Raw genomic sequence first — 20,848 nt, forward strand, 5'->3', positions numbered from 1 at the left:
GAAGAAGCAGGGGCTACTGTATTATTGGGAGTTACAGTGATAGTACCTGTTGCATTAACAGCAGGAGTATTACATCCACCAGTCAAAGGAATAGAGTAATTGAAAGTTCCAGAAGCTGTAGGGGTACCGGATATGGTAATAGTATTTGCATTCCAAGAAGCAGAAACGCCCGCAGGCAAACCGTTAGCACCTGCTACCCCGTTGTTGGAAATTCCTGTTGCCCCGGTGGTGGTGTGGGTAAAGCTGGTTAAAGTTGTGCTGATACAAACAGGGGGGATTGCTGGAGCTGCAGTTACAGTATTGTTCGGGGTAACAGTGATCGTTCCTGAAGCTATTGAACTAGTGCAACTTCCAGTGGGAGTTACTGTATAATTAAAAGTACCCGAGGCTGTTGGTGTTCCAGAAATAGTTACCAGACCACCTACATAGGTACCGTTCACACCTGGAGGTAAATTTGAAAATGTAGCTCCATAAGCGCCGACAATAGTATATGTAATTTCATCAATTGGAGTTCCAACACAAGCTGGCTGATTTTCTGTGCTAGATGCGGAAGTAAGGGTATTTGAGCAAGTCCATGTGATGATTATCTGGCCGTCCCCTCCATTTCCTCCTTGTGTTCCATTATGACCTTCACCCCCTCCTCCACCTCCAGGTCGAGTTCCGTCTTCTCCGTCTTGGCTTACAGAAGTTCCGCCTGCTCCACCATCTCCAGCTCCATTTACACCAACGCCTCCAATTCCTGCACTGGTACCATTTGCACCAACTCCAGACGGACTTCCTGCTGCACCTCCGCCAGAACCATTGCTAGGATCAGAGGGATTAACGGGTACATCAGGAGATACTGAAGATCCACCTGCAACAGAAAAATAGGGAGTTCCGGTAGTTGCCAGACCTCCATTGCCAGGAATACTACCACCAGATCTACCTCCTCCATTCGCAAAGACTTGTGGAGGATCAGATGGTCCACTTGCTCCAAATGATGAAGGCCTTCCATTTGCATTTGTAATAGGCGAAGGAGAACCGTTGGCTTGTCCAATACCTCCACTACCAACCACATATGTGATAAATGTTCCAGCAGTTACAGAATAGCTCGTTGCAAAGGTGAATGCTCCGCCCCCTGCGCCTGCTGCTCCTTTGTTTCCTGCATTATAACCGCCACCTCCACCAGCTCCCCATACGGAAACACTAACAGTGGTTACTCCATCTGGGACTTGAAATGTTCCTGGACCAGGTGAACTGTAAGTCACTGTTTGTGCTCCTAAAAAATTAGAAGATGCAGCAAACCACACCAATCCTGATAGAAAGATGAACCTAGAAAGGGAGTTAGGTAAAAAGTGCTTCAGAAGCATTTAAATTTAATTTGTAAAAACTATTTCATTACTAATAAAATGCATTTCAAATTTAATAGGATTTAATTTAAAACCAATGGGTTAGGGTTTAACCAGTTGAAAATAATTGACTTCTCAAGTTGGATCTTCATTTGAAACATATAACTATATACTGTTTGCCGGCTAGGAATGGATCAGGACTGAGGCAAAAAAAAACCAACTCATTTCTGAGTCGGTTCAATTATTGGTTTTATATAGATATTGTTATTTGAATTTCCCTTCTGTGTCTTTAAACTTGCCTATAATTTGAGCACCGCTGTTAACAGTAACCGAACCATATACCGTAATGGAACTGTCTTCTCCTATGAATTCAAGCGTAGATCCACTTTGTAATTTTAAATCACCATAAATTACGGTGTTACCTTGAAGTTTAAGTGTAGCAAAGCTAGCCAAATTTAAACTTGTGTTCTTTTTGTACTGACCAAAAACGAAGGTTCCGTTTACGGTCATTATTGCATCACTATTGATGTTAAGGTTTTGCTCTATTGCCAAGGATCCGCAGAATAACAATGAACCTCCAATATTTACAGCCTTTAATACGCTGGAGCCCGAAAAAGAAGCTGACTCAAACATATTGATATTTAAGTAGGCAGTACCGTTATAGTTAGGCAATCCTGCGCAACTCGGATCTGTAGACCCTTCACTCTTATTGATTTTTAAAATCTGAAGGCCACCATGGCCAGAAGCAATGAATACAAACTCTTCTTCATTTCGTAAGAAGTTTGAGGACCCTTCCAGTTCTAACACCCCTAAACTTTTGATACCTCCTAAGTCAGCTACGTCTGATACAGAAATTCCTGCCGCACCATTTGCCATAAACAGCAGGTTTTTATCTACCGAAACAGCATTTGTAACAATTTCACTTGCAGCTACATCATCAGGATTGTTTGGAATAGGCAGTTTTTGAATCAAGTCTCCGTCAGTCATTTTGTATATACCGGCTCCGTTAGTTCCTTCAGCTACATATAAATTTCCATTGTCTATGTCCAAAGTTCTTTTGGCACCAGCCACATCAGCTGGCAAAGGGATATTAATTACTTCAGATAGATTGTTTGGATCCAAAATATGCACACCTGACGTACCGCTGAGTACTGCTAGTTTATCATTTCCGAAAGCCACCGCTCTTAGGTCTCCCATTTGAGTACTAGACTTAGATTTTTGGGAGGCATCAAAAAGGCCGATTACCCCATCATTTCCACTAGTGACAGCTGTACTTGAATTTGTGTTTGCAACATCTGTAGCAACATAACTAGGCAGGGAAGTATATACAAAGTCTGAAATAAATTTCCCGCCAGCCACTGATACTGTGATCAAATTCGCTGGTGAAGTCACATCTGAGTTTACATCAATATTTACTGCAGCAGCAAGATAAAGTTTACCGTTTTTGTATTCTAAAGAGCTGATATCCGAATCCTTGAAAATAGCCTGCTCTGTGATAACCGGGCTATACACATTGGTGATGTCAAAGATATCAACTGCTCCCAGATAGGTGTCTCCTTCTGTATTGTAAGATACATAGGCATAGTCACCATCAATATCTACGTGAGTTGCTTTAAGTGTTTTCCCATCATAGACAGGTGCTTCCACCTGAGATACCATAATAAGAGGCAGATTAGATGCGACTTCTAACAGTCTTCCAGTAGGGAGGTCTGGGTCAATTAATGCCATTACTCCTGTATTATCTCTTTTTACACGGGTCGTAAGAGATTGGCTGTCAGTGTCTATCGTGACGTGTTTTGCGATAGTTGGAACTTCGTCAATAGGGGACAAACTGTCATTGCAGGAATAAAACGCTATGACAGTAACCAAGCCGATTAAATGATATTTTTTCATATTGTTTTAGATAGGGGGTGAGACCTTATTTCATCTACTTAAAATTGTGTTTTGTATATAGTATTTAGAATTATGTTTTGTGTATTTGCTTATTTCAGTTAATTATATTGGATATTTGATAATTACAGAACAAAAATGAAACAAAATTTCATAAATAAAAGGGGGAAGTAAAAAATATATTTTATTTCTAATAAAGTAGTTGTAGTATGCCTTTATTGGCTCAGTTTAATTCTTTATAGGTATTATTCAATGCATAATAAATGATTAGGGATTGACCTAGCTAACTCGGATTTTCTGTAATTATCACAGATACATTTTCTTGATAGACAGATACAGTTTTATATATTTTATGGAATACTATTCCTTTGAATAGTTATGATGTTACAGTATTACCTAGCTAATTATGCATCAATAAATTGAATTTGGGTCTTGAAAAAATGATATGGTTTTTTTTACAAAAAAAATAGCCAGACCCCTAAGAGTCTGGCTATTTAATGTAGGCTAATGAAAATTTACCCGTTCATACTGATCAAAAATTCAGCATTGTCTCTAGTTCCTTTCATTCGCTGAAGTAGGAATTCCATAGATTCTTGAGAGTTCATGTCGCTCATTAGCTTACGAAGGATCCATACCCGCTGCATTTCTTCTTTGTCCATGAGTAGGTCCTCACGACGAGTACCTGAGTTAAGTACGTCGATGGCAGGATATATACGTCTATTAGAAAGCTTACGATCAAGAGCAAGTTCCATATTACCGGTTCCTTTGAATTCTTCAAAAATCACCTCATCCATTTTAGAACCTGTTTCTACAAGCGCTGTAGCGATGATGGTTAATGAACCGCCGTTTTCCACGTTTCGCGCTGCACCAAAGAAGCGCTTTGGCTTGTGTAACGCGTTGGCATCCACACCGCCGGAAAGGATTTTTCCTGAGCTTGGGACAACTGTGTTATGCGCTCGAGCAAGTCTAGTAATGGAGTCTAATAGGATCACTACATCATGACCTACTTCCACCATACGCTTGGCTTTTTCCAAAACGATATTCGATACTTTCACATGTCTATCAGCCGTCTCATCAAATGTGGAGGAAATTACCTCTGCATTTACGGAACGAGCCATATCAGTCACTTCTTCAGGACGCTCATCGATCAGCAAGATCATCAGGTGAACTTCAGGGTGATTTCTTGTAATAGCATTTGCGATCTGCTGCAGCAAGACCGTTTTACCGGTTTTTGGCTGGGCTACGATCATCCCTCTTTGACCTTTACCTATAGGAGCAAAAAGATCTACTACTCTAGTGGAGAACTTTTCTCCTGTGGTAGATAGATTTAATCTTTCCTCTGGGAAAAGTGGAGTAAGGTATTCGAAAGGAACTCGATCTCTAATTTCGTCTGTGGTTTTGCCGTTTACTGTGGCAATCTTCAAGAGAGCAAAATATTTTTCTCCTTCTTTTGGAGGTCGAATAGATCCTTTAATATGGTCTCCGGTTTTCAAACCGAAAAGTTTCACTTGGCTAGGAGATACATAGATATCATCTGGAGATGCCAGGTAGTTGTAGTCCAGCGAACGAAGAAAGCCATAACCTTCTTGCATCATTTCAAGGACTCCTTCATTTTCGATTACACCGTCGAAATCACGTGGATTTACTCCTGGGCGTCTTCTGTTTGAATGAGGTGTTGTCTCGGCAGCAGGAGCCATTACTTCATCTGGAGACTTGAAATTTCTTCTTTTAGGAAGTTCTACTTCTTGCTCTGGCTTAGTGTGAACCGGCTTACTTGAAGTTTTCTCTTCTTTGTTTTCAGAAGTAGACTCTACTTCTTCAACAGCTTTTCTTCTCGGTCTGAACGTCTTTGGCTCATCATTGCTTGACTCAGCCTGTGGCTGTGGTTTTCTTTCAGGGCGCTCTTGTTGTCCTTCTTTTTTAGCTTTCCAGTCTGGTCTTGGCTCTTTGGCTCTAGGTTCAGGTGTTTTTTTAGGCTCTTCAGCCGGAGTTTCTTCTGTTTTAGGAATTGCCGTTACGTTTTGTCTTTTGAACTTAGGCTTGTATTCCGATTCTTCCACTGGCTTTGCGGCAGCTGCAGGTTTTGGGGTCTCTGCGGGTGATGCCGGGGCTTTTTCTGCTTCTGGGGTTTCAGCAGCAGAAGGTTTCTTTTTAGGCAAGGATTGCTCTGGGGTGATGGCTTGCTGATCGAGGATAGCATAGACGAGTTCGTCTTTCTTTAGAGTTTTGCGGTTTTTGACACCTAGCTCCTCAGCGATTTCCTTCAGTTCAGATAATAACCTGACTCTGAGTTCTTCTATGTTGTACATAAAGAGGGGATGAAATAAATAAAATGTAGTAAATGCGGTATTTGAGATCGTGGATGATTTTCTGAGCAAAAAAGATCTGCAGGAAATACTCAAGTCAAAGTGGGCTGACTTGCTCATTCACGGTGATGTCACAATATTAAGGTATGAGTTTGGATAATACAAATTATTGTTTTGGAATTGTGTGATTTGGAAAGCGGGGAATTTCTTGAACAACAGAGATTCACAGAGGGTTACGCTGAGATTCAAAGGGAATATGAATTGGAGAATTGGAGAATGGAGATTTTTTTAAAGCAAGCACCAAGATTGCGCCTTAGCGGCTTGGCGGGAGACTTTCCAATAATCTATTCATTGATCTGCCTCAAAATCGCCAAAGATTTCCAGTTTCCAGGATTATCCAAGTGCTGACTATAAAAATCTAGTAGGTGATCCAAAAGCTTTTGGCGTAGGGATTTACTTATTTTGAATTGATTGGAAAAAGAATCTTTCATGAGAGTAGTCAGGTAATTTTCTGCTTGCGACAGTTCGGTAGGAGAAAAAGGTTGGGAGCGACTTTCTGACAAAAAACCAAGAGCTTCCTCTGGAGCAAAGCCGAGAAAACTGGCTTTTTTAATTAAAAATACCAATGGGAATTGGCCAAGTTGGGCATGCTTATTATCCAATTCAATAATACATTCTTGGAGAAAATCGAAGAGTAGTTCATTCTGGTAATTCTCGTAGATCGACTTGCTCGTTACTTCGGTAATGAAAAGTGCTATTCCAGTTCTGGTAAAATCAAAAGGAATGAGCTGATGTGCTCGGTAGAGTTGAGCTTCAGAAATTCGCTGGAGTCCACCGTTGTCTTTATCATATACGACAAGTTCAAGTAATGTCAGCGGTTGGTATAATGCTATTTTTGACTTGTTACCTTGAGTCCTTACTCCATTCACCAAGTAAGATTTCAGACCTAGTTCTCGGGTAAAGATCTTTACGATTATACTCGTCTCCTTGTAGCGTATGGCACTGAGAACTATCCCTTGGGTTTTTTTGAGCATGTGAGTTTAAGAATCAAGAACCAAGATTTTCAGTATCAAGAAAGGGGATGGACCTAAGATCCGAACTGAGACTGAATACTGCGACTGTCAGTTGGATTTACTTTTTATCCTCATAAAAACACTTTCTACATCTGGCTTCGTAGCTTTCCTTCTCACCAAGAACCACTTTTTCCTTAGCATCAGAAAGCCGGAATGAGAATGCCGCTAAGTCGCCACATTTCATGCAGATTGCATTTACTTTTGTTACATATTCGGCGATTGCCATCAGCCTTGGCATAGGATCAAAGGGGTTCCCTTCGAAATCCATATCAAGTCCAGCCAATATCACTCGCTTACCCTGAAGAGCTAGTTTTTGGGCAACTCTTACTATCTGTTCATCGAAGAACTGAACCTCATCTATTCCCACCACATCACAATCTCCGCTTAATAATAGTATGTCATCAGCAAAGTTGACCGGAGTAGAACGAATCGAATTTTCATTATGAGAAACGACATCATGTTCATCGTAGCGCTTGTCGATAGAGGGTTTGAAAATTTCCACTTTTTGCTTTGCGATTCGTGCACGATTTAGCCGGCGAATCAATTCTTCCGTTTTTCCAGAAAACATGGACCCACAAATCACCTCGATCTGACCTTTATTTCCTGAGGACTTCATCCTACCAATTGAAGGTTCTATAAACATGCCTAATTCTATTCGCTATATTTTATATGTGGGAATTTATTGATGTTACCGACACGGACGACAATTTCTCCTGATAGGAGTTCCGTCTGGCATGCTAGTCTTTCTCCCGCTCTCAATCTTCCTTGCTGTAGGAAATCAAGTTCCGGTTTGGTAGGAGGTGAGAGGTTTTCTTCACCTGATTTCAGAATGATTTTGCAGGTGGTACATCGTCCTTTTTTCCCGCAGGCGTGCATCCAGTCAATTCCATTTTCATGAATAATTTCGATAACTTTACGGGGAACGCTAACAGAATTAATCTTCAGATTAAATAGATTTTCTATGACTATTTGGGGCATTTGTTCGTTGACTTTTGTAAACACCTCTCTACAATGACTACTCAAATTAACAGCAATTATTTAGAAAAATATGCCGAAGACTATGCCGCAATTGTTTGTGGTCAGTTTTTCTCTTCCAAACAATACATGACTGGACAGGATATTGTTCAGCTCACCAACAGTGCTCAGGTGAATTTCTTTATTATTAAAAGGTTGTTCGAGCTGTGGCAGGGAGAGCTCGAAAAGCTCAAGAGTAATCCTTATTTTGATTACCGGGATATTACGGTTCATGAGGCACTTACAGAGTTTATGAACGTGCTTTCGCGAAGAATCAAGGTAGAGAAAGAGCAGCTTCAGCCCTTATTAGAAACTGCGGTGAGTCAGGCGATTCAGCTCGCAACGGATCCAGTTTCATTCTATCAAAATGAAATATCCAATGCTCCTTCAGGGCATATCAACGAATTTCTGAAGGAAAATAAAAAGTATTACAAGTGGCATGCTCAGGTTGTTTCTTTTTTAATAGATAAGGCTGGTTTTGGTCATGATGAGAGTGCTTATCTACGTGCCGTGGCAGCAAATTATCAAGCAATCAAAGAGTCGTTAGAATCTGTGAACTTGCTCCTGGCAACATTTGGAGATGTCAAGCCATTTGATTTAGATGCTTATTTAGTTCGGGAATATGTGGAGACAAAACTTACTTCTAAACCAACACCTGAAGTAAATAAGTTGCAGGAATCAACAAGTTCATTTTTCGATGAGGTGGAAAATGAGGCTCCAGTTAGAAAGCCTGTAGCTCCAGAACCTGAGAAAGAAATTGAGGCAGAGCATGTTGCGACTGTCCAAATGCGCTATACAAATGGTTCTGCTGGCACCCTAGATTCATATAACCTGAAAGCTAAATTTGAGACACTCTCTTATAAAGGCATGAAAGGGATAATGGGTGAACTAGCTGAAAGTCTAGCAATCAATCAGCGGTTCATGTTTACGAAGGAGCTTTTTGACGGAAATGCAGATCTACTCAAACATGCGTTAAAATCTATAGATAAATGTGACTCATTTGATGAAGCGATTACGCTCGTTAATTCCCGCTATGTGGAAGAATTAGGATGGCAACCTGAAACTGAACCAGTGCAGGAGTTTCTTTTGCTGGTGTATAGAAAGTTTGAAGTTTGATATAAAATTGAACTATGTAAGTGCAAAGAGCTGGTTTACAGCTCTTTTTTAGTTTTATAAAATGAAATCTCCTTAATTTATAGGAATTGCTTAATTCACAGATTATCTTGTTTTTACCTATTGATAATATTGAGTAAGCTTTTTTCAATCAATGCGTAAGAAACTCCAAGACTTAAAAGACCTTCCTCCATTTGATCCAGGCATAGATGCCGTGGATAATTATTGGTACCTAATCATGTATTTGCGTGATTTAATCAAAGCTTCGGAGATCAAAGCGGGCTTGGTTCTGTCCTTTTATGGATTGTTGATGAACGTTTTTTTCCAGTTTTATGAACATTTGATTGAACTAGCCTCTTCTGACTATTTGACTTATGGCTTCATGGGAACTTGGTTTGTATTCAGCGTCATTTCTATTTATTATAGTTTTAGATGCTTCATGCCACAGATTGAGGCTAATTATGACAAAAGTGTTTTCTTTTTTGGGAATATTATTTCTTCATATGGTCCTATCAAAGACTACGTGAAAGAGTTGGAAAAGGTAAGCACCCAGAGGCGCCCGCTGTTTGATCAGTTGGGAGAGCAGGTTTATATCAATGCTAAAATCACTGCTACTAAGTTTAGAAATGTGAACCTTTCCGTACGATACTTATCATTTAATATTGGCCTAGTGTTTGTTTTTATTTTGTATTACGCTTTAAAGACCGCCTTTTAGCCTAAAGCCCTGTTCTTGCCATGAAAGGATATCGTACTCTTCGAAACCTAGTTTTATCAGATCTTGAAGCAAATTTGCCCAAGACATTGACTTACCATGCGCTTGAACATACACTAGATGTGCTAAATGTTTGCAATCAATACATCAAGCGGGAAAAAATTCCCTACAAAGAAAGGTATTTGTTGAAAGTTGGAGCGATTGTCCATGATATGGGATTTCTCAAAGGTGCAGCAAACCATGAGCAAGTAGGGGCAGGGATGGCAGAGAATATTTTAAGTGATTTAGGAGTGGACCAACGTGATATTGACGTGATCAAAGGGTTGGTCATGGCAACTAAAATCCCTCAAAACCCGCAAAATCATTTGCAACGAATTATCTGCGATGCTGACTTAGATTATTTAGGCAGAAATGATTACCCGGAAATCAGCCAGAAATTATTTGAGGAATTAAAGAATATGAATGTAATCTCTACCGCTAAACAATGGAAGGATCTACAGATTAATTTTTTGAAAGCTCATCATTTTCATACCCCATTTGCTATCAAGAATAGAGAACCAAAGAAACAAGTATGGCTGAAAAAGCTCTTGGATTCTTAACCCATTCTTCCTAGCTGAAGTGCTCTGGCACTATCCATTTTGATGAAAATAAAAAGCAAAATGGTAAATGACCAAAGCGAAGATCCTCCGTAACTAAAAAATGGTAATGGAATACCCACCACTGGAAATAGTCCAATGGTCATGGCAATGTTAATCATGAAGTGGAACATCAGAATCGAGATGACACAATAGCCATAGATTCTATTGAATCTGTTCTTTTGTCGCTCAGCCATGAAAACCAGCCTGGTGAGCAAGGTGACAAATAGAGCAATAACCACAAAGCTGCCTAGCCAGCCAAACTCTTCTCCTAGTGTACAAAAGATGAAATCTGTATGTTGCTCTGGCACAAAGTCGAACTTGGTCTGAGTACCCTGTAAATAGCCTTTTCCTGCAAGTCCTCCTGAGCCAATGGCGATTTTAGATTGAGTTACATTCCACCCAACGCCTAGCGGGTCTAGATCGGGGTTAAACAGGACCATTATTCTGTTCTGTTGATGTTCTGGCAGTTTAGAAACTACCAAATCAAGACTATAAGTAAATGCAATTAATACCAGTCCAATAACACTAAATCCTATGATTTGCTGTGGGGTCTTTTTCCCCATAATGATGAGTATCACAACGATCACTACTATCGCACCAGCTAAATAGAGATTGTTTTCTATACCCAGTGCCAATAGCGCTATTGCAATGATACCGATGCCAAGTATGTAGTATTTTTGCGGTAGTCCTTCTCTATAGAACATGATTAGCATGGAAAAATAGACCATGGCTGTTCCGGTATCTGGCTGAAGAATAATCAATATTATTGGCAATAAAAGCACACCAAATGCCTGTAGCTGATATTTGGTTTTGGAGAGATCAAAGGTGGGTCTTTCCATGAATTTGGCCAGCGCTAGGGCTGTCGCAAATTTGGCAAACTCCCCTGGCTGAATTCGAAAGGAGCCAAAGCCAATGGTTAGAATTTGCCCATTTACTTCTTTTCCTATGAAAGGTGTGAGAAGCAGTAAGACCAGCATAACCAGGTATATGGGAATAGCCAGATTTTCGAACAACCGATAATCTGCCGCCATGATGACGATGATGATCGCTATAGCGGTGCCGATCCAAACGAGTTGAATGCCGGAATTTATCGAAGTATCGAAGATGCTTTTGTCCACTTGCCCGTCATAGACAGCTGCGTAGATATTGAACCAGCCTATCATCACCAATACGAAATAGATCATAACGGTGATCCAGTCCACCCGATTTATGTTAATATCTGTCTCGCGCATTAATAGATGAAATTTCCGGCGATTACATAGTTCTCAAGATCCGGTCTGGAGATACTGTCCTTTAGATATTTCTCAATCATAAGAGAGGCTGTACTTGCAGCAGCTCGACCTCCCCAGCCAGCATTTTCCACATATACAGCTATTGCGATTTGAGGATTCTCTTTTGGCGCAAAAGCAATGAATACGGAGTGGTCTTCTCCATGAGGGTTTTGGGCGGTCCCAGTTTTGCCTGCGATCTGGATATCCTTCATAATCGCACGCGTGGCAGTACCATAGAGCGCTTGTACCATAGCATCCTGAACCATATCAAAATGATGTGCATCAACGCCTACCATGTGTTTGGTTTGATATTCTTTTGGGATTTTGGTATTGTCACCGTCAATTGCGCGAATCAAATGCGGAGTATAGTAAAATCCTTTATTTGCAAAAATAGCTGCCAAATTTGCCATTTGAAGCGGTGTGACTAGCAACTCTCCTTGGCCTATCGATAGAGAATAAATTGTGGAATATTTCCAGCGTCCTTCGCCATAAACTCTATCGTAATATCTACTTGATGGGACGTCACCAATTTTTTCATTTGGCATGTCCACGCCCAATTGGCCACCAAGACCGAATTTCAAGACGCGTTCACGCCAAGCATCTAAACCAATTTCTGTATCCTTAAAAGTATTACTGGAAACTTCTTGGTTGATTATCTGGCGGAAAGCCTGATGGTAATAAGGGTTGCAAGAATTCCTGATTGCTCCGAAAAGGTTGACAGGTGATGGGTGATTGTGACAAGCCACCAAAGACTTGTTACAAGCAAAAGTAGTTTCTGGAGTCAAGATGCCTTCCTGTAAACCGATTAAACTCTGGACAATTTTGAAAATTGAACCCGGAGGGTAAGTCGCCATAATTGGGCGATTAAAAAGAGGCTTTGTTTCTAGTTTATTCAGTGCTGTGTAGCTTTTGCCAAAATCGGAACCGGTAAGACTATTTGGGTCATAAAACGGTGCAGAAATCATGGAGAGTATCTCGCCGGTTTTTGGCTCAATCGCTACCACCGAACCTGTTTTTCCCATCATCAGCATCTCTCCATACTTCTGCAACTCCATATCGATGGAAGAGTTGATGTTATGACCGGCAACCGACGCCGTATCAAACTCACCATCCTTGAAAGGACCTTTATCAATTCCTCTCACATTGACCATTTTGTACTTCACTCCCTTTTCACCACGGAGTTCGTCCTCATAGAATCTCTCCATTCCGCTGAGGCCTACGTAGTCACCTTGCACGTAATAGCCAGAACTGTCTCGTTCCAGTTGCCTGCCGCTAATCTCACCGATATAGCCTAGCGCATGCGATGCAATAGGATTTGGGTAGGAACGTACAGATCTAGTCATTATGAATAGACCTGGATAATCAATTAAGAAGTCTTGGATTCTAGCAAATTCATTGGTAGATATTTGCTTGATAAAGGTGGATGGCTTGACTGAGGAATAGTTCCGCGCTGTTTGATACGACTCAATCAATTCCTCTTTGGATATCTTAAAAAGTTCAAGGAAACGAGTAGTATCGCCCACTTCAAATTCCTTTGGAACAATCATCAAATCAAAAATCGGATTATTGTAAACTAGCAACTTTCCATTTCGATCGTAAACTAATCCACGATAGGGGTGATCTACTATTCGTTGGATAGCATTCCGCTCAGCTCTTTTCATGAAGCTGTCGTCCATCACCTGTATCATAAATAGCTTGGTCAAAAGGACTGCGCCTACCAAGAAAACAAAGATGATAATTACTACGGGCCTTTGGTCGTTCATCAGATTCCTCTCCTGCGTTTGAAGAACAGTAGTTGTACAATTATAGCCAAAATGACTGTAAAAATCGAGGAGAAAAGGCTTTTGTTTAGCACGCCAAATAATCCCCCGGTTCCCCACTGATCTGCAGTGAAAAACATAAGTGAAAATGCGAAAACTAAAGGTAAAGAGTAGCTTATATACCAACCAATTCCCATCTCCCTTAAAGTAGGATTGTTGCTGTCATCGTAGCCGCCATTTGGGCTGATCGCTTTTAGCCAATAGGGACGAAGAAATGCCAAGAGAGTGGCTGCGGCCGCATTCAGTCCGAGCGTATCGTAGAATACGTCAATTAATAGCCCTATTCCAAAGCTGATTAAGATTAACGAAAAGCTTCGAATGTTAATTGGGAAACTCAATATAGCCAGTAGGTAAATGAAGCAGAATGCCACACCGAAAAGAGCTACGTTTTTCAATAGCAAAATCTGTACTGTGCACAGGCAAATCACCAAGAAGACAAAGGTGATTAGGTTTCTAAAACTCATTTTCTATTTCTGATTGCTTTTGCAGAGAATCTATTTCGGCTAATCGACTGTTTTCTACTAAATAGACATAGTGCACTTTACTGAAGTCTACACTAAGATTTACCACAATATCCAATGAGTTAGGGTCGGAGCTTTGATCTACACTTTCTATGGTGCCAACCATAATTCCTTCCGGAAAAACTGCACTGAATCCATTAGTTACGATGGTGTCACCGGGACTAGCTTTTACGTGGCGAGGGACATAGAGTAACTTTGTTTTTTTTGAGTCTTTACCATCCCAATTTATTGACCCAAATGAACCATTGCTTTTGAGTTTTGAAGAAATTCTCATTTCCGTATTTAACAGCGAAAAGGCTACTGAATAATTATCAGATACGGATTGCACCCTTCCAACAACTCCTTGCTCGTTAAATACACCCATTCCAGGCTTCACTCCATCTTTGGAGCCTTTGTTAAGGGTAATATGATTTTGTGAAAAGCGTAGTGAATTGCTAATTATTCGTGCTCCTCTAAAGGTGTATTGTGCCTCAAATGCAGAGTCCAACTCAAGTGTTACGCTGTCAGGGATAGCATTGATAGTTTTAAGTTGTTCAAGTAATAAAGCGTTTTGACTTAAGAGTGCTTCATTGTCTTCCGCCAGGGAAAAGAAATCCACCACGTCTGATCGGGTCTTGAGAATTGATCCGGTTACGGCATTGGAACTATTGAAGAAAGCTGCACCCTGAGGTGAATTATTGGAGACAATTAGACTGATCGCCAATACTTCAAGCAAAACAAATAATAGAAAAGACCTTAAGCTATAAAGGAATTGAAGGATGCGTAGCATTCGGGATTTAAGTCATCAATACTGTTCGGAAATTTTGTACGTTTTTCAAGGCGGTGCCTGTTCCTCTCACTACAGCTCTCAGCGGATCTTCTGCGATGTGAATAGGTAACTTCGTTTTCTGATGTAGCCTTTTGTCCAAACCTTTCAGAAGTGCTCCACCTCCTGTAAGATGAATTCCATTGTCATAGATATCCGCAGAAAGTTCTGGTGGTGAAATCTCCAAAGCCTTCAAAACTGCCTCTTCAATCTTCGAAACAGATTTATCAAGTGAGAAGGCGATTTCAGAATAGGAAACTTTGATCACCTTCGGAATACCCGTCATCAAGTCACGGCCTCTGATCTCGTAATCCTCTGGTGGCTCATCTAGTTCCGTCAAAGCTGATCCGATGGCAATTTTTACTTTTTCTGCAGAACGCTCACCAATCAACAAGTTGTGCTGACGGCGCATGTAGTCCAGAATATCTTTGGTAAATGTATCTCCGGCTACTCGGATAGATTGATCGGCTACAATGCCGGAAAGAGCTATAAGTGCAATCTCCGTAGTACCTCCTCCAATATCCACGATCATGGATCCCATTGGTTTCTCTATGTCGATACCAATACCGATTGCTGCGGCGATTGGCTCGAAAATCATATAAACTTCCTTGGCTCCTGCATGCTCAGCAGAGTCACGTACAGCTCGCTTTTCTACCTCAGTGATTCCGGAAGGGATGCAGATTACCATTCGATGGGACTGAGGGAATAAGCCTTTTTTCTGACCGGGAATCATTTTGATCAAACCTCTGATCATTTGCTCTGCAGCATAGAAATCAGCGATCACACCATCCTTCAACGGGCGGATAGTTTTAATATTTTCATGCGTTTTCTCATGCATGTTCATTGCTTCACGGCCTACCGCCAAAACACGGTTGGTAGATTTGTCAATTGCAATGATTGAAGGTTCGTCTACTACAATTTTATCTTTATGAATGATCAAGGTATTTGCGGTACCAAGGTCAATTGCAATATCACTAGAGAAAAAGTCAAATAATCCCATTTTTAGGTATTGATTGTATTTACTGGAGTTAAGAGTTTAATATACTACGCGAAGTATTCATATTAAACGGGGGTCGACAAAATTATTATCTTAATGGGACAAATTTGATAGAATCAGGATATTTTTTGGTAACAATATTAAATGAGTCTAAGGTAGCTTTAGTTTGTCCGATTTTTTTTTCTGAAAGAAAACCTATGCAACTCTAAATCTTGATTTAGAGACCTCATTGTTTTTAGAGTAAAATTATTTTACCTTTGCGTCGTATTCGAAAGTTTCTGGAGGGGACACCATATGGTCCCCTTTTTCATTATGCATACTATGACTGAATTGAAACAAGCTATCGAAGAGATTGTAGAGAAGCATCTTCCGGATGAAAATCATTTCGTTGTTGAAGTGAAATTGTCTGAGAAGTCAGGTAAAACGCTTCTCAACATTCTTTTGGACGCTGATGAAGGTGTTACTATCCAGGCTTGCGCAAAGTTAAGCAGGGCGGTTTCGGAAGAACTTGAGGCAAAAGAAATGATGCCTGAAGCATATATTCTGGAGGTTTCTTCACCTGGATTAGATTTTCCGTTGAGTAGTAGAAGACAATTTGAGAAAAATATAAACAGGGAGCTAAAGATTTCTTTGACTTCGGGAGAGGAAATTCAAGGTAAACTATTAGAAGTTTCAGAAGCTGGTGTGAAATTACTAGTGAAAAAGAAAAAGGAAAAAGGCAAGAAAGCCACTGAAGAGGAAATTTCTCTTCCTTTCGAAGAGATGAAGAAATCAATTGTACAAGTATCTTTTAAATAAATCAAATGGATGCCAAAGTCTTAATAGAATCCTTCGCTGAATTTGCGAGATCTAAAAATGTGGATCGACCTACCATGATCCGTATCTTGGAAGATGTGTTCAGAGCTATGATTCGCAAGAAGTTTGAAACTGATGAGAACTTCGATGTGACCATTAACGCTGATCAAGGTGATCTTGAGATATTCCGTATTCGCGAAATTGTCGACGACAATTCTGAGGATATATGGGATTTAGACAAAATCAGTTTTACAGAGGCTCGTAAAATAGAGCCTGATTTTGAGATAGGAGAAGAAGTATACGAGAAAATTGAACTGCAAGCTTTTGGAAGACGTGCTGTGCAGATGGCCCGTCAGACATTGATCCAGCGAATAAAGGATCTTGAAAAAGATTTACTTTATAATAAATATGAGGAATTGGTAGGTGAGATCGTAAGCGCTGAAGTTTATCAGATTCTCGGAAGAGAAATTCTATTGATGGATGGTGAAGGCAACGAACTTATTCTTCCTAAAGCTGAGCAGATTTCTAAAGACCGCTTTAGAAAAGGTGATACCGTGAAGGCAATCGTTCACAGAGTGGATATGTCTAATGGAAATCCAAAAATTATTCTATCTAGAACTTCACCTGTATTCTTGGAGCGTTTGTTCGAGAATGAAGTTCCTGAGGTCTACGATGGATTGATTACTATTATTAAGATAGTAAGAGAGCCAGGAGAAAGAGCAAAAGTTGCTGTGGAATCTTACGATGATCGTATCGATCCAGTAGGTGCTTGTGTGGGAATGAAAGGATCTAGAATTCATGCTGTGGTAAGAGAATTGCAGAATGAAAATATAGATGTAATCAATTACACAGAAAACCTGGATTTGTATGTCACTCGTGCATTGAGTCCAGCTAAGGTTTCTTCTATCACTGCGAACGAAGAGACAAAAAGATTATCCGTATTCCTTAAGCCTGACCAGGTATCTCTGGCCATAGGTAAAGGTGGATATAACATTAAACTTGCCAGTAGATTGGTTGGTTATGAGATCGATGTATTCCGTGAATTGAACGAATACGAAGAAGAAGATGTCGATTTAATGGAGTTTGTTGATGAAATCGACGGCTGGATTATCGACGAATTAAAGAAGACAGGTTTAGATACTGCGAAAAGCGTATTGAGCTTGACTAAAGAGGACCTGACTCGTAGAACAGAGCTAGAAGATGAGACTGTTGATGAGATATTCAGGATACTCGGACAAGAATTTGATCAATAGAGCGGGAAATAATCCCCGTGTAATACCCTAATTATTTAAGATTTCGAAAGAAGTTTTTGCTTATGTCAGAAGAAAAAATGATGCGTTTAGGCCAAATAGCCAGAAAACTCAACGTGGGAACGGCAACCATAGTTGAGTCTTTGGCTAAAAAGGGCTATGAGGTGGAGAATAATCCGAATTCAAAAATCAACATGAGTCAAGTTGAGATGTTGAATAAGGAGTTCAAATCTTCTGCCCTAGATAAGGAGGAGGCTTCGCACCTCTCGATAGGGAAGCGCCATGAGCCTATTTCTATAGAGCCCGAAACTCCAAAAGAGGAGCCAAAGCCGGCAGCTGCGCCCGCGCCAGCTCCTGAACCAAAAGCTCAGGAAGCGCCAAAACCAGCTGCTCCAACTCCGGCGCCTGCTCCAAAAGCAGCCGAAGAGCCAAAGCCTGCGCCTTCTTCCGCACCTACTCCGCCAGCCGATACGGAGAAAGTTTCTACCGAAGCCCCAAAATTAGAGGGCATTAAAGTCTTGGGTAAAATCGATCTAAGCAAAAACACAAGTTCTGTTCCTAGACATAAACAGCAGCATGGCCAAAATAAGCACGGTCAAAAGCATGGAGATTCTAGGAAGCCGCAACAAGCTCCGCAGCAAAATAAGCCGCAGCCAAAACCGGCCCAGGAGGTTAAAAAACCAACTGCACCTCAAGCTCCTCAGGTGAAAAAGGACCAACCAAAACCTGCTCCACAGCAACCTGCTACGCCAGTGCCGCCAGTGGCAAAGGATCAAGTGATTTCTGCGAAAGCTGACTCACTTAAAGGCCTTACTGTTTTAGGGAAAATAGAACTGCCTGCAGATCGACCTAAGAAAAAAGGAGGTCCAGTAGCTTCTTCTGATGAAAGAGGAAGAGATAAAAAACGTCCACGTAAGCGTATTGACAAACCAGGAGGACCGGGGCAAGGCAATCGTCCAGGAGGAGGTCCAGGTGGCCGTCCAAATCAAGGCGGAGGCAACCGTCCTGCTGGCAACCAAAGAGGCGGGGCTCCGGTGAGAGCTCAAAAAGCTGAGCCGACACAAAAGGAAATTCAGGATCAAATTAAACAGACTTTAGCTCGTCTTCAAGGTAAGAGTACAGGAGGAGGAAAAGGCAAAAGCCGTAGAGACAAAAAAGCCGAGAGAGAAAGAGATGTAGATTTTGAAACTGAAGAAACAAAAATCTTAAAAGTAACTGAGTTTATCTCAGCAAACGATTTGGCAGCATTGATGGACTTAACTGTTAATCAGATTATTTCCGCTTGTATGTCACTTGGTATGTTCGTTTCGATCAACCAACGTTTGGATGCTGAGGCGATTACTATTATTGCTGACGAATTTGGTTACGAAGTAGAATTCACCAAGTCTATAGAAGACGAAATCGAGGTAGAAGAAGAAGATTCTCCTGAAGAATTGGTGGAAAGAGCACCGATCGTGACCATCATGGGACACGTCGATCACGGTAAGACTTCCTTGCTCGATTACATCCGTATGTCAAAAGTAACTGCAGATGAGGCTGGAGGAATCACTCAGCATATCGGTGCTTATGACGTAATGACTAAAACAGGTCATAAAATTGCATTCCTAGATACGCCAGGTCACGAAGCATTTACAGCGATGAGAGCACGTGGTGCCAAAATAACAGATGTTGCGATAATCGTAATTGCGGCAGATGATAGCATCATGCCTCAGACTAAGGAAGCGATCAACCACGCGCAAGTAGCTGGTGTCCCGATGATTTTCGCTATCAACAAAATAGATAGACCAAATGCTAACCCTGCCAAGATCAAAGAAGAGCTTGCAAACATGAATCTCTTAATTGAGGAGTGGGGTGGTAAATATCAGTCTCAGGACATTTCAGCTAAGACAGGTGAAGGTGTGGATGATTTGTTGGAGAAAGTTCTCCTTGAATCTGAAGTATTGGAGCTTACAGCTAATCCTGATAAGAATGCCGCAGGTACAGTGATTGAAGCATCCTTGGATAAAGGCCGTGGTTATGTATCCACCATCATGGTTCAGGCTGGAACTTTGAAAATCGGGGATATCATCCTTGCAGGTCAGCATCATGGACGTGTGAAAGCGATGTTTGATCACAAAGGTAAAAAGCTGAAAGAAGCTGGCCCATCTACGCCTGTTCAGGTATTAGGTCTTGGTGGAGCACCTCAGGCAGGAGATATCATCAAAGTTTACGACACTGAGCGTGAAGCTAGAGATATTGCGAACTCAAGAGAGCAAATCCAGAGAGAGCAAAGCTTAAGAACTAAGAAACATATCACTTTGGATGAAATCGGTCGTCGCTTGGCTATCGGATCATTTAAAGAATTGAATATTATCATCAAAGGTGACGTGGATGGATCGGTAGAAGCACTTTCTGATTCCCTATTGAAACTATCGAAAGATGAAGTCAAAGTGAGCATTATCCATAAAGGTGTGGGTCAGATCTCTGAATCTGATGTCTTGCTAGCTTCTGCTTCTGATGCGATTATTCTTGGATTCCAGGTAAGACCTTCTTCCAATGCTAAGAAATTGGCAGAGCAGGAAGAGATTGAAATCAGACATTACTCAATCATCTATGATGCGATCAACCAAATCAAAGATGCTATCGAGGGTATGCTTGAGCCAGAATTTGAAGAAGTGATCACTGGTAACATCCAGGTTCGTGAGGTATTCAAAATCACTAAAGTTGGTACCGTTGCAGGTTCATATGTTACAGATGGTTTCATCACCAGAAAGAACAAGATTCGCGTGATCAGAGACGGAATCGTAATTCACGAAGGCGAGATCGATCAATTGAAGCGATTCAAGGACGATGTGGCTGAAGTGAAAGCCGGGTACGAATGTGGTATTTCTATCAAAGGCTTCAATAACATCGAGATTGATGACACCATTGAAGGCTACGAAATGAAAGAAATCAAGCGTAAGAAATAAGTTTCGCTTAGATTTATCATAGCAAAAGGAACAGCGAAGCTGTTCCTTTTTTAGTTTTACAAAATGATTGAAGCTGTCTCAATTCTTTTATGGAGTTTGTTCTTTTTTAGTTTGCTGAGCCTAATCGCCGGCTTAATTCGTCCAGTTTTAGTTCTGTGGTTTTTGGACCGAATGAATCGGTTAAAAGTCCTAAAAGTTTACGGATTATCTTCTTTATTACTTTTAGTGATTTTGATTTTTTTGAAATATTATTTTGGGTAACTCTTTATGTTAGCTAATAAGTTTTGATTATTGGTTTATAAGGAAATTTATTCTCAATTTTTTAGCACAACGTTGGTTTTGCAAATTGAATAGTTTTACTTTTCAT

17 protein-coding genes are annotated in these 20,848 nt (G+C 40.8%); 6 read left to right on the forward strand and 11 right to left on the reverse strand.

Annotated elements, in window-relative coordinates:
• The 6 genes from LV83_RS20260 to LV83_RS20285 form a co-directional block, all read right to left on the reverse strand.
• A partial coding sequence (locus LV83_RS20260) for a glycine-rich domain-containing protein (protein WP_449353835.1) occupies positions 1 to 1,349 on the reverse strand: 1,349 nt, incomplete at its 3' end.
• Between the two features lie 243 nt (positions 1,350 to 1,592).
• Positions 1,593 to 3,221, reverse strand: coding sequence for an LVIVD repeat-containing protein (locus LV83_RS20265; protein ID WP_111613392.1), 1,629 nt, complete (start codon positions 3,219 to 3,221; stop codon positions 1,593 to 1,595).
• A 512-nt stretch (positions 3,222 to 3,733) separates the two neighbouring features.
• Positions 3,734 to 5,527 (reverse strand): transcription termination factor Rho, encoded by a 1,794-nt coding sequence (rho, locus tag LV83_RS20270; protein WP_111613393.1) that lies wholly within the window; start codon positions 5,525 to 5,527, stop codon positions 3,734 to 3,736.
• A 341-nt stretch (positions 5,528 to 5,868) separates the two neighbouring features.
• Positions 5,869 to 6,558 carry a DNA repair protein RecO gene (gene recO, locus LV83_RS20275; RefSeq protein ID WP_111613394.1) on the reverse strand — a complete coding sequence of 230 codons (690 nt, stop codon included), beginning with the start codon at positions 6,556 to 6,558 and terminating at the stop codon, positions 5,869 to 5,871.
• 97 nt (positions 6,559 to 6,655) lie between these two features.
• On the reverse strand, positions 6,656 to 7,240 hold the full coding sequence (locus LV83_RS20280; protein WP_111613395.1) for a thymidine kinase: 585 nt from the start codon (positions 7,238 to 7,240) through the stop codon (positions 6,656 to 6,658).
• Between the two features lie 8 nt (positions 7,241 to 7,248).
• Positions 7,249 to 7,575, reverse strand: a complete 327-nt coding sequence (locus LV83_RS20285) for a 2Fe-2S iron-sulfur cluster-binding protein (protein ID WP_111613430.1) — start codon at positions 7,573 to 7,575, stop codon at positions 7,249 to 7,251.
• 33 nt (positions 7,576 to 7,608) lie between these two features.
• On the opposite strand from LV83_RS20285, the gene LV83_RS20290 reads away from it, so the two are divergent.
• The 3 genes from LV83_RS20290 to LV83_RS20300 all read left to right on the forward strand — a co-directional run bounded on the left by LV83_RS20290 (position 7,609) and on the right by LV83_RS20300 (position 10,035).
• On the forward strand, positions 7,609 to 8,727 hold the full coding sequence (locus tag LV83_RS20290) for a hypothetical protein (protein WP_111613396.1): 1,119 nt from the start codon (positions 7,609 to 7,611) through the stop codon (positions 8,725 to 8,727).
• A 151-nt stretch (positions 8,728 to 8,878) separates the two neighbouring features.
• Entirely contained in the window at positions 8,879 to 9,439 is a 561-nt protein-coding gene (locus tag LV83_RS20295) for a Pycsar system effector family protein (protein WP_111613397.1), read from the forward strand.
• Positions 9,440 to 9,459: 20 nt separating this feature from the next.
• The gene (locus LV83_RS20300; protein ID WP_111613398.1) at positions 9,460 to 10,035 is read left to right on the forward strand and encodes an HD domain-containing protein; all 576 of its coding nucleotides are present in this window, start codon (positions 9,460 to 9,462) and stop codon (positions 10,033 to 10,035) included.
• Here LV83_RS20300 and rodA read toward each other — a convergent pair.
• From rodA to LV83_RS20325, 5 genes are read right to left on the reverse strand one after another with little or no spacing between them, the layout of a single operon-like run.
• Positions 10,032 to 11,306 (reverse strand): rod shape-determining protein RodA, encoded by a 1,275-nt coding sequence (gene rodA, locus LV83_RS20305; RefSeq protein ID WP_111613399.1) that lies wholly within the window; start codon positions 11,304 to 11,306, stop codon positions 10,032 to 10,034. The two genes, LV83_RS20300 and rodA, sit on opposite strands and share 4 nt — an antisense overlap.
• On the reverse strand, positions 11,306 to 13,108 hold the full coding sequence (gene mrdA, locus LV83_RS20310; protein WP_111613400.1) for a penicillin-binding protein 2: 1,803 nt from the start codon (positions 13,106 to 13,108) through the stop codon (positions 11,306 to 11,308). The genes rodA and mrdA overlap by 1 nt, the downstream gene beginning before the upstream one ends.
• Positions 13,108 to 13,629, reverse strand: a complete 522-nt coding sequence (locus LV83_RS20315) for a rod shape-determining protein MreD (protein ID WP_111613401.1) — start codon at positions 13,627 to 13,629, stop codon at positions 13,108 to 13,110. Before LV83_RS20315 ends, mrdA begins: the two co-directional genes overlap by 1 nt.
• Positions 13,619 to 14,455: a rod shape-determining protein MreC gene (mreC, locus tag LV83_RS20320; protein ID WP_111613402.1), complete on the reverse strand. Its 837-nt coding sequence runs from the start codon at positions 14,453 to 14,455 to the stop codon at positions 13,619 to 13,621. Before mreC ends, LV83_RS20315 begins: the two co-directional genes overlap by 11 nt.
• Before the next feature lie 7 nt (positions 14,456 to 14,462).
• Positions 14,463 to 15,491: a rod shape-determining protein gene (locus tag LV83_RS20325; RefSeq protein WP_111613403.1), complete on the reverse strand. Its 1,029-nt coding sequence runs from the start codon at positions 15,489 to 15,491 to the stop codon at positions 14,463 to 14,465.
• Positions 15,492 to 15,809: 318 nt separating this feature from the next.
• Here LV83_RS20325 and LV83_RS20330 point away from each other — a divergent pair, with 318 nt between their 5' ends.
• The 3 genes from LV83_RS20330 to infB all read left to right on the forward strand — a co-directional run bounded on the left by LV83_RS20330 (position 15,810) and on the right by infB (position 20,481).
• Positions 15,810 to 16,286, forward strand: coding sequence for a ribosome maturation factor RimP (locus LV83_RS20330; RefSeq protein ID WP_111613404.1), 477 nt, complete (start codon positions 15,810 to 15,812; stop codon positions 16,284 to 16,286).
• A gap of 5 nt (positions 16,287 to 16,291) precedes the next feature.
• Entirely contained in the window at positions 16,292 to 17,536 is a 1,245-nt protein-coding gene (nusA, locus tag LV83_RS20335) for a transcription termination factor NusA (RefSeq protein WP_111613405.1), read from the forward strand.
• 62 nt (positions 17,537 to 17,598) lie between these two features.
• Positions 17,599 to 20,481 carry a translation initiation factor IF-2 gene (infB, locus tag LV83_RS20340; protein ID WP_111613406.1) on the forward strand — a complete coding sequence of 961 codons (2,883 nt, stop codon included), beginning with the start codon at positions 17,599 to 17,601 and terminating at the stop codon, positions 20,479 to 20,481.
• Positions 20,482 to 20,848 lie beyond the last annotated feature (367 nt).

The organism is Algoriphagus yeomjeoni (assembly GCF_003259505.1).
GTDB classification, from domain to species: Bacteria; Bacteroidota; Bacteroidia; order Cytophagales; family Cyclobacteriaceae; genus Algoriphagus; species Algoriphagus yeomjeoni.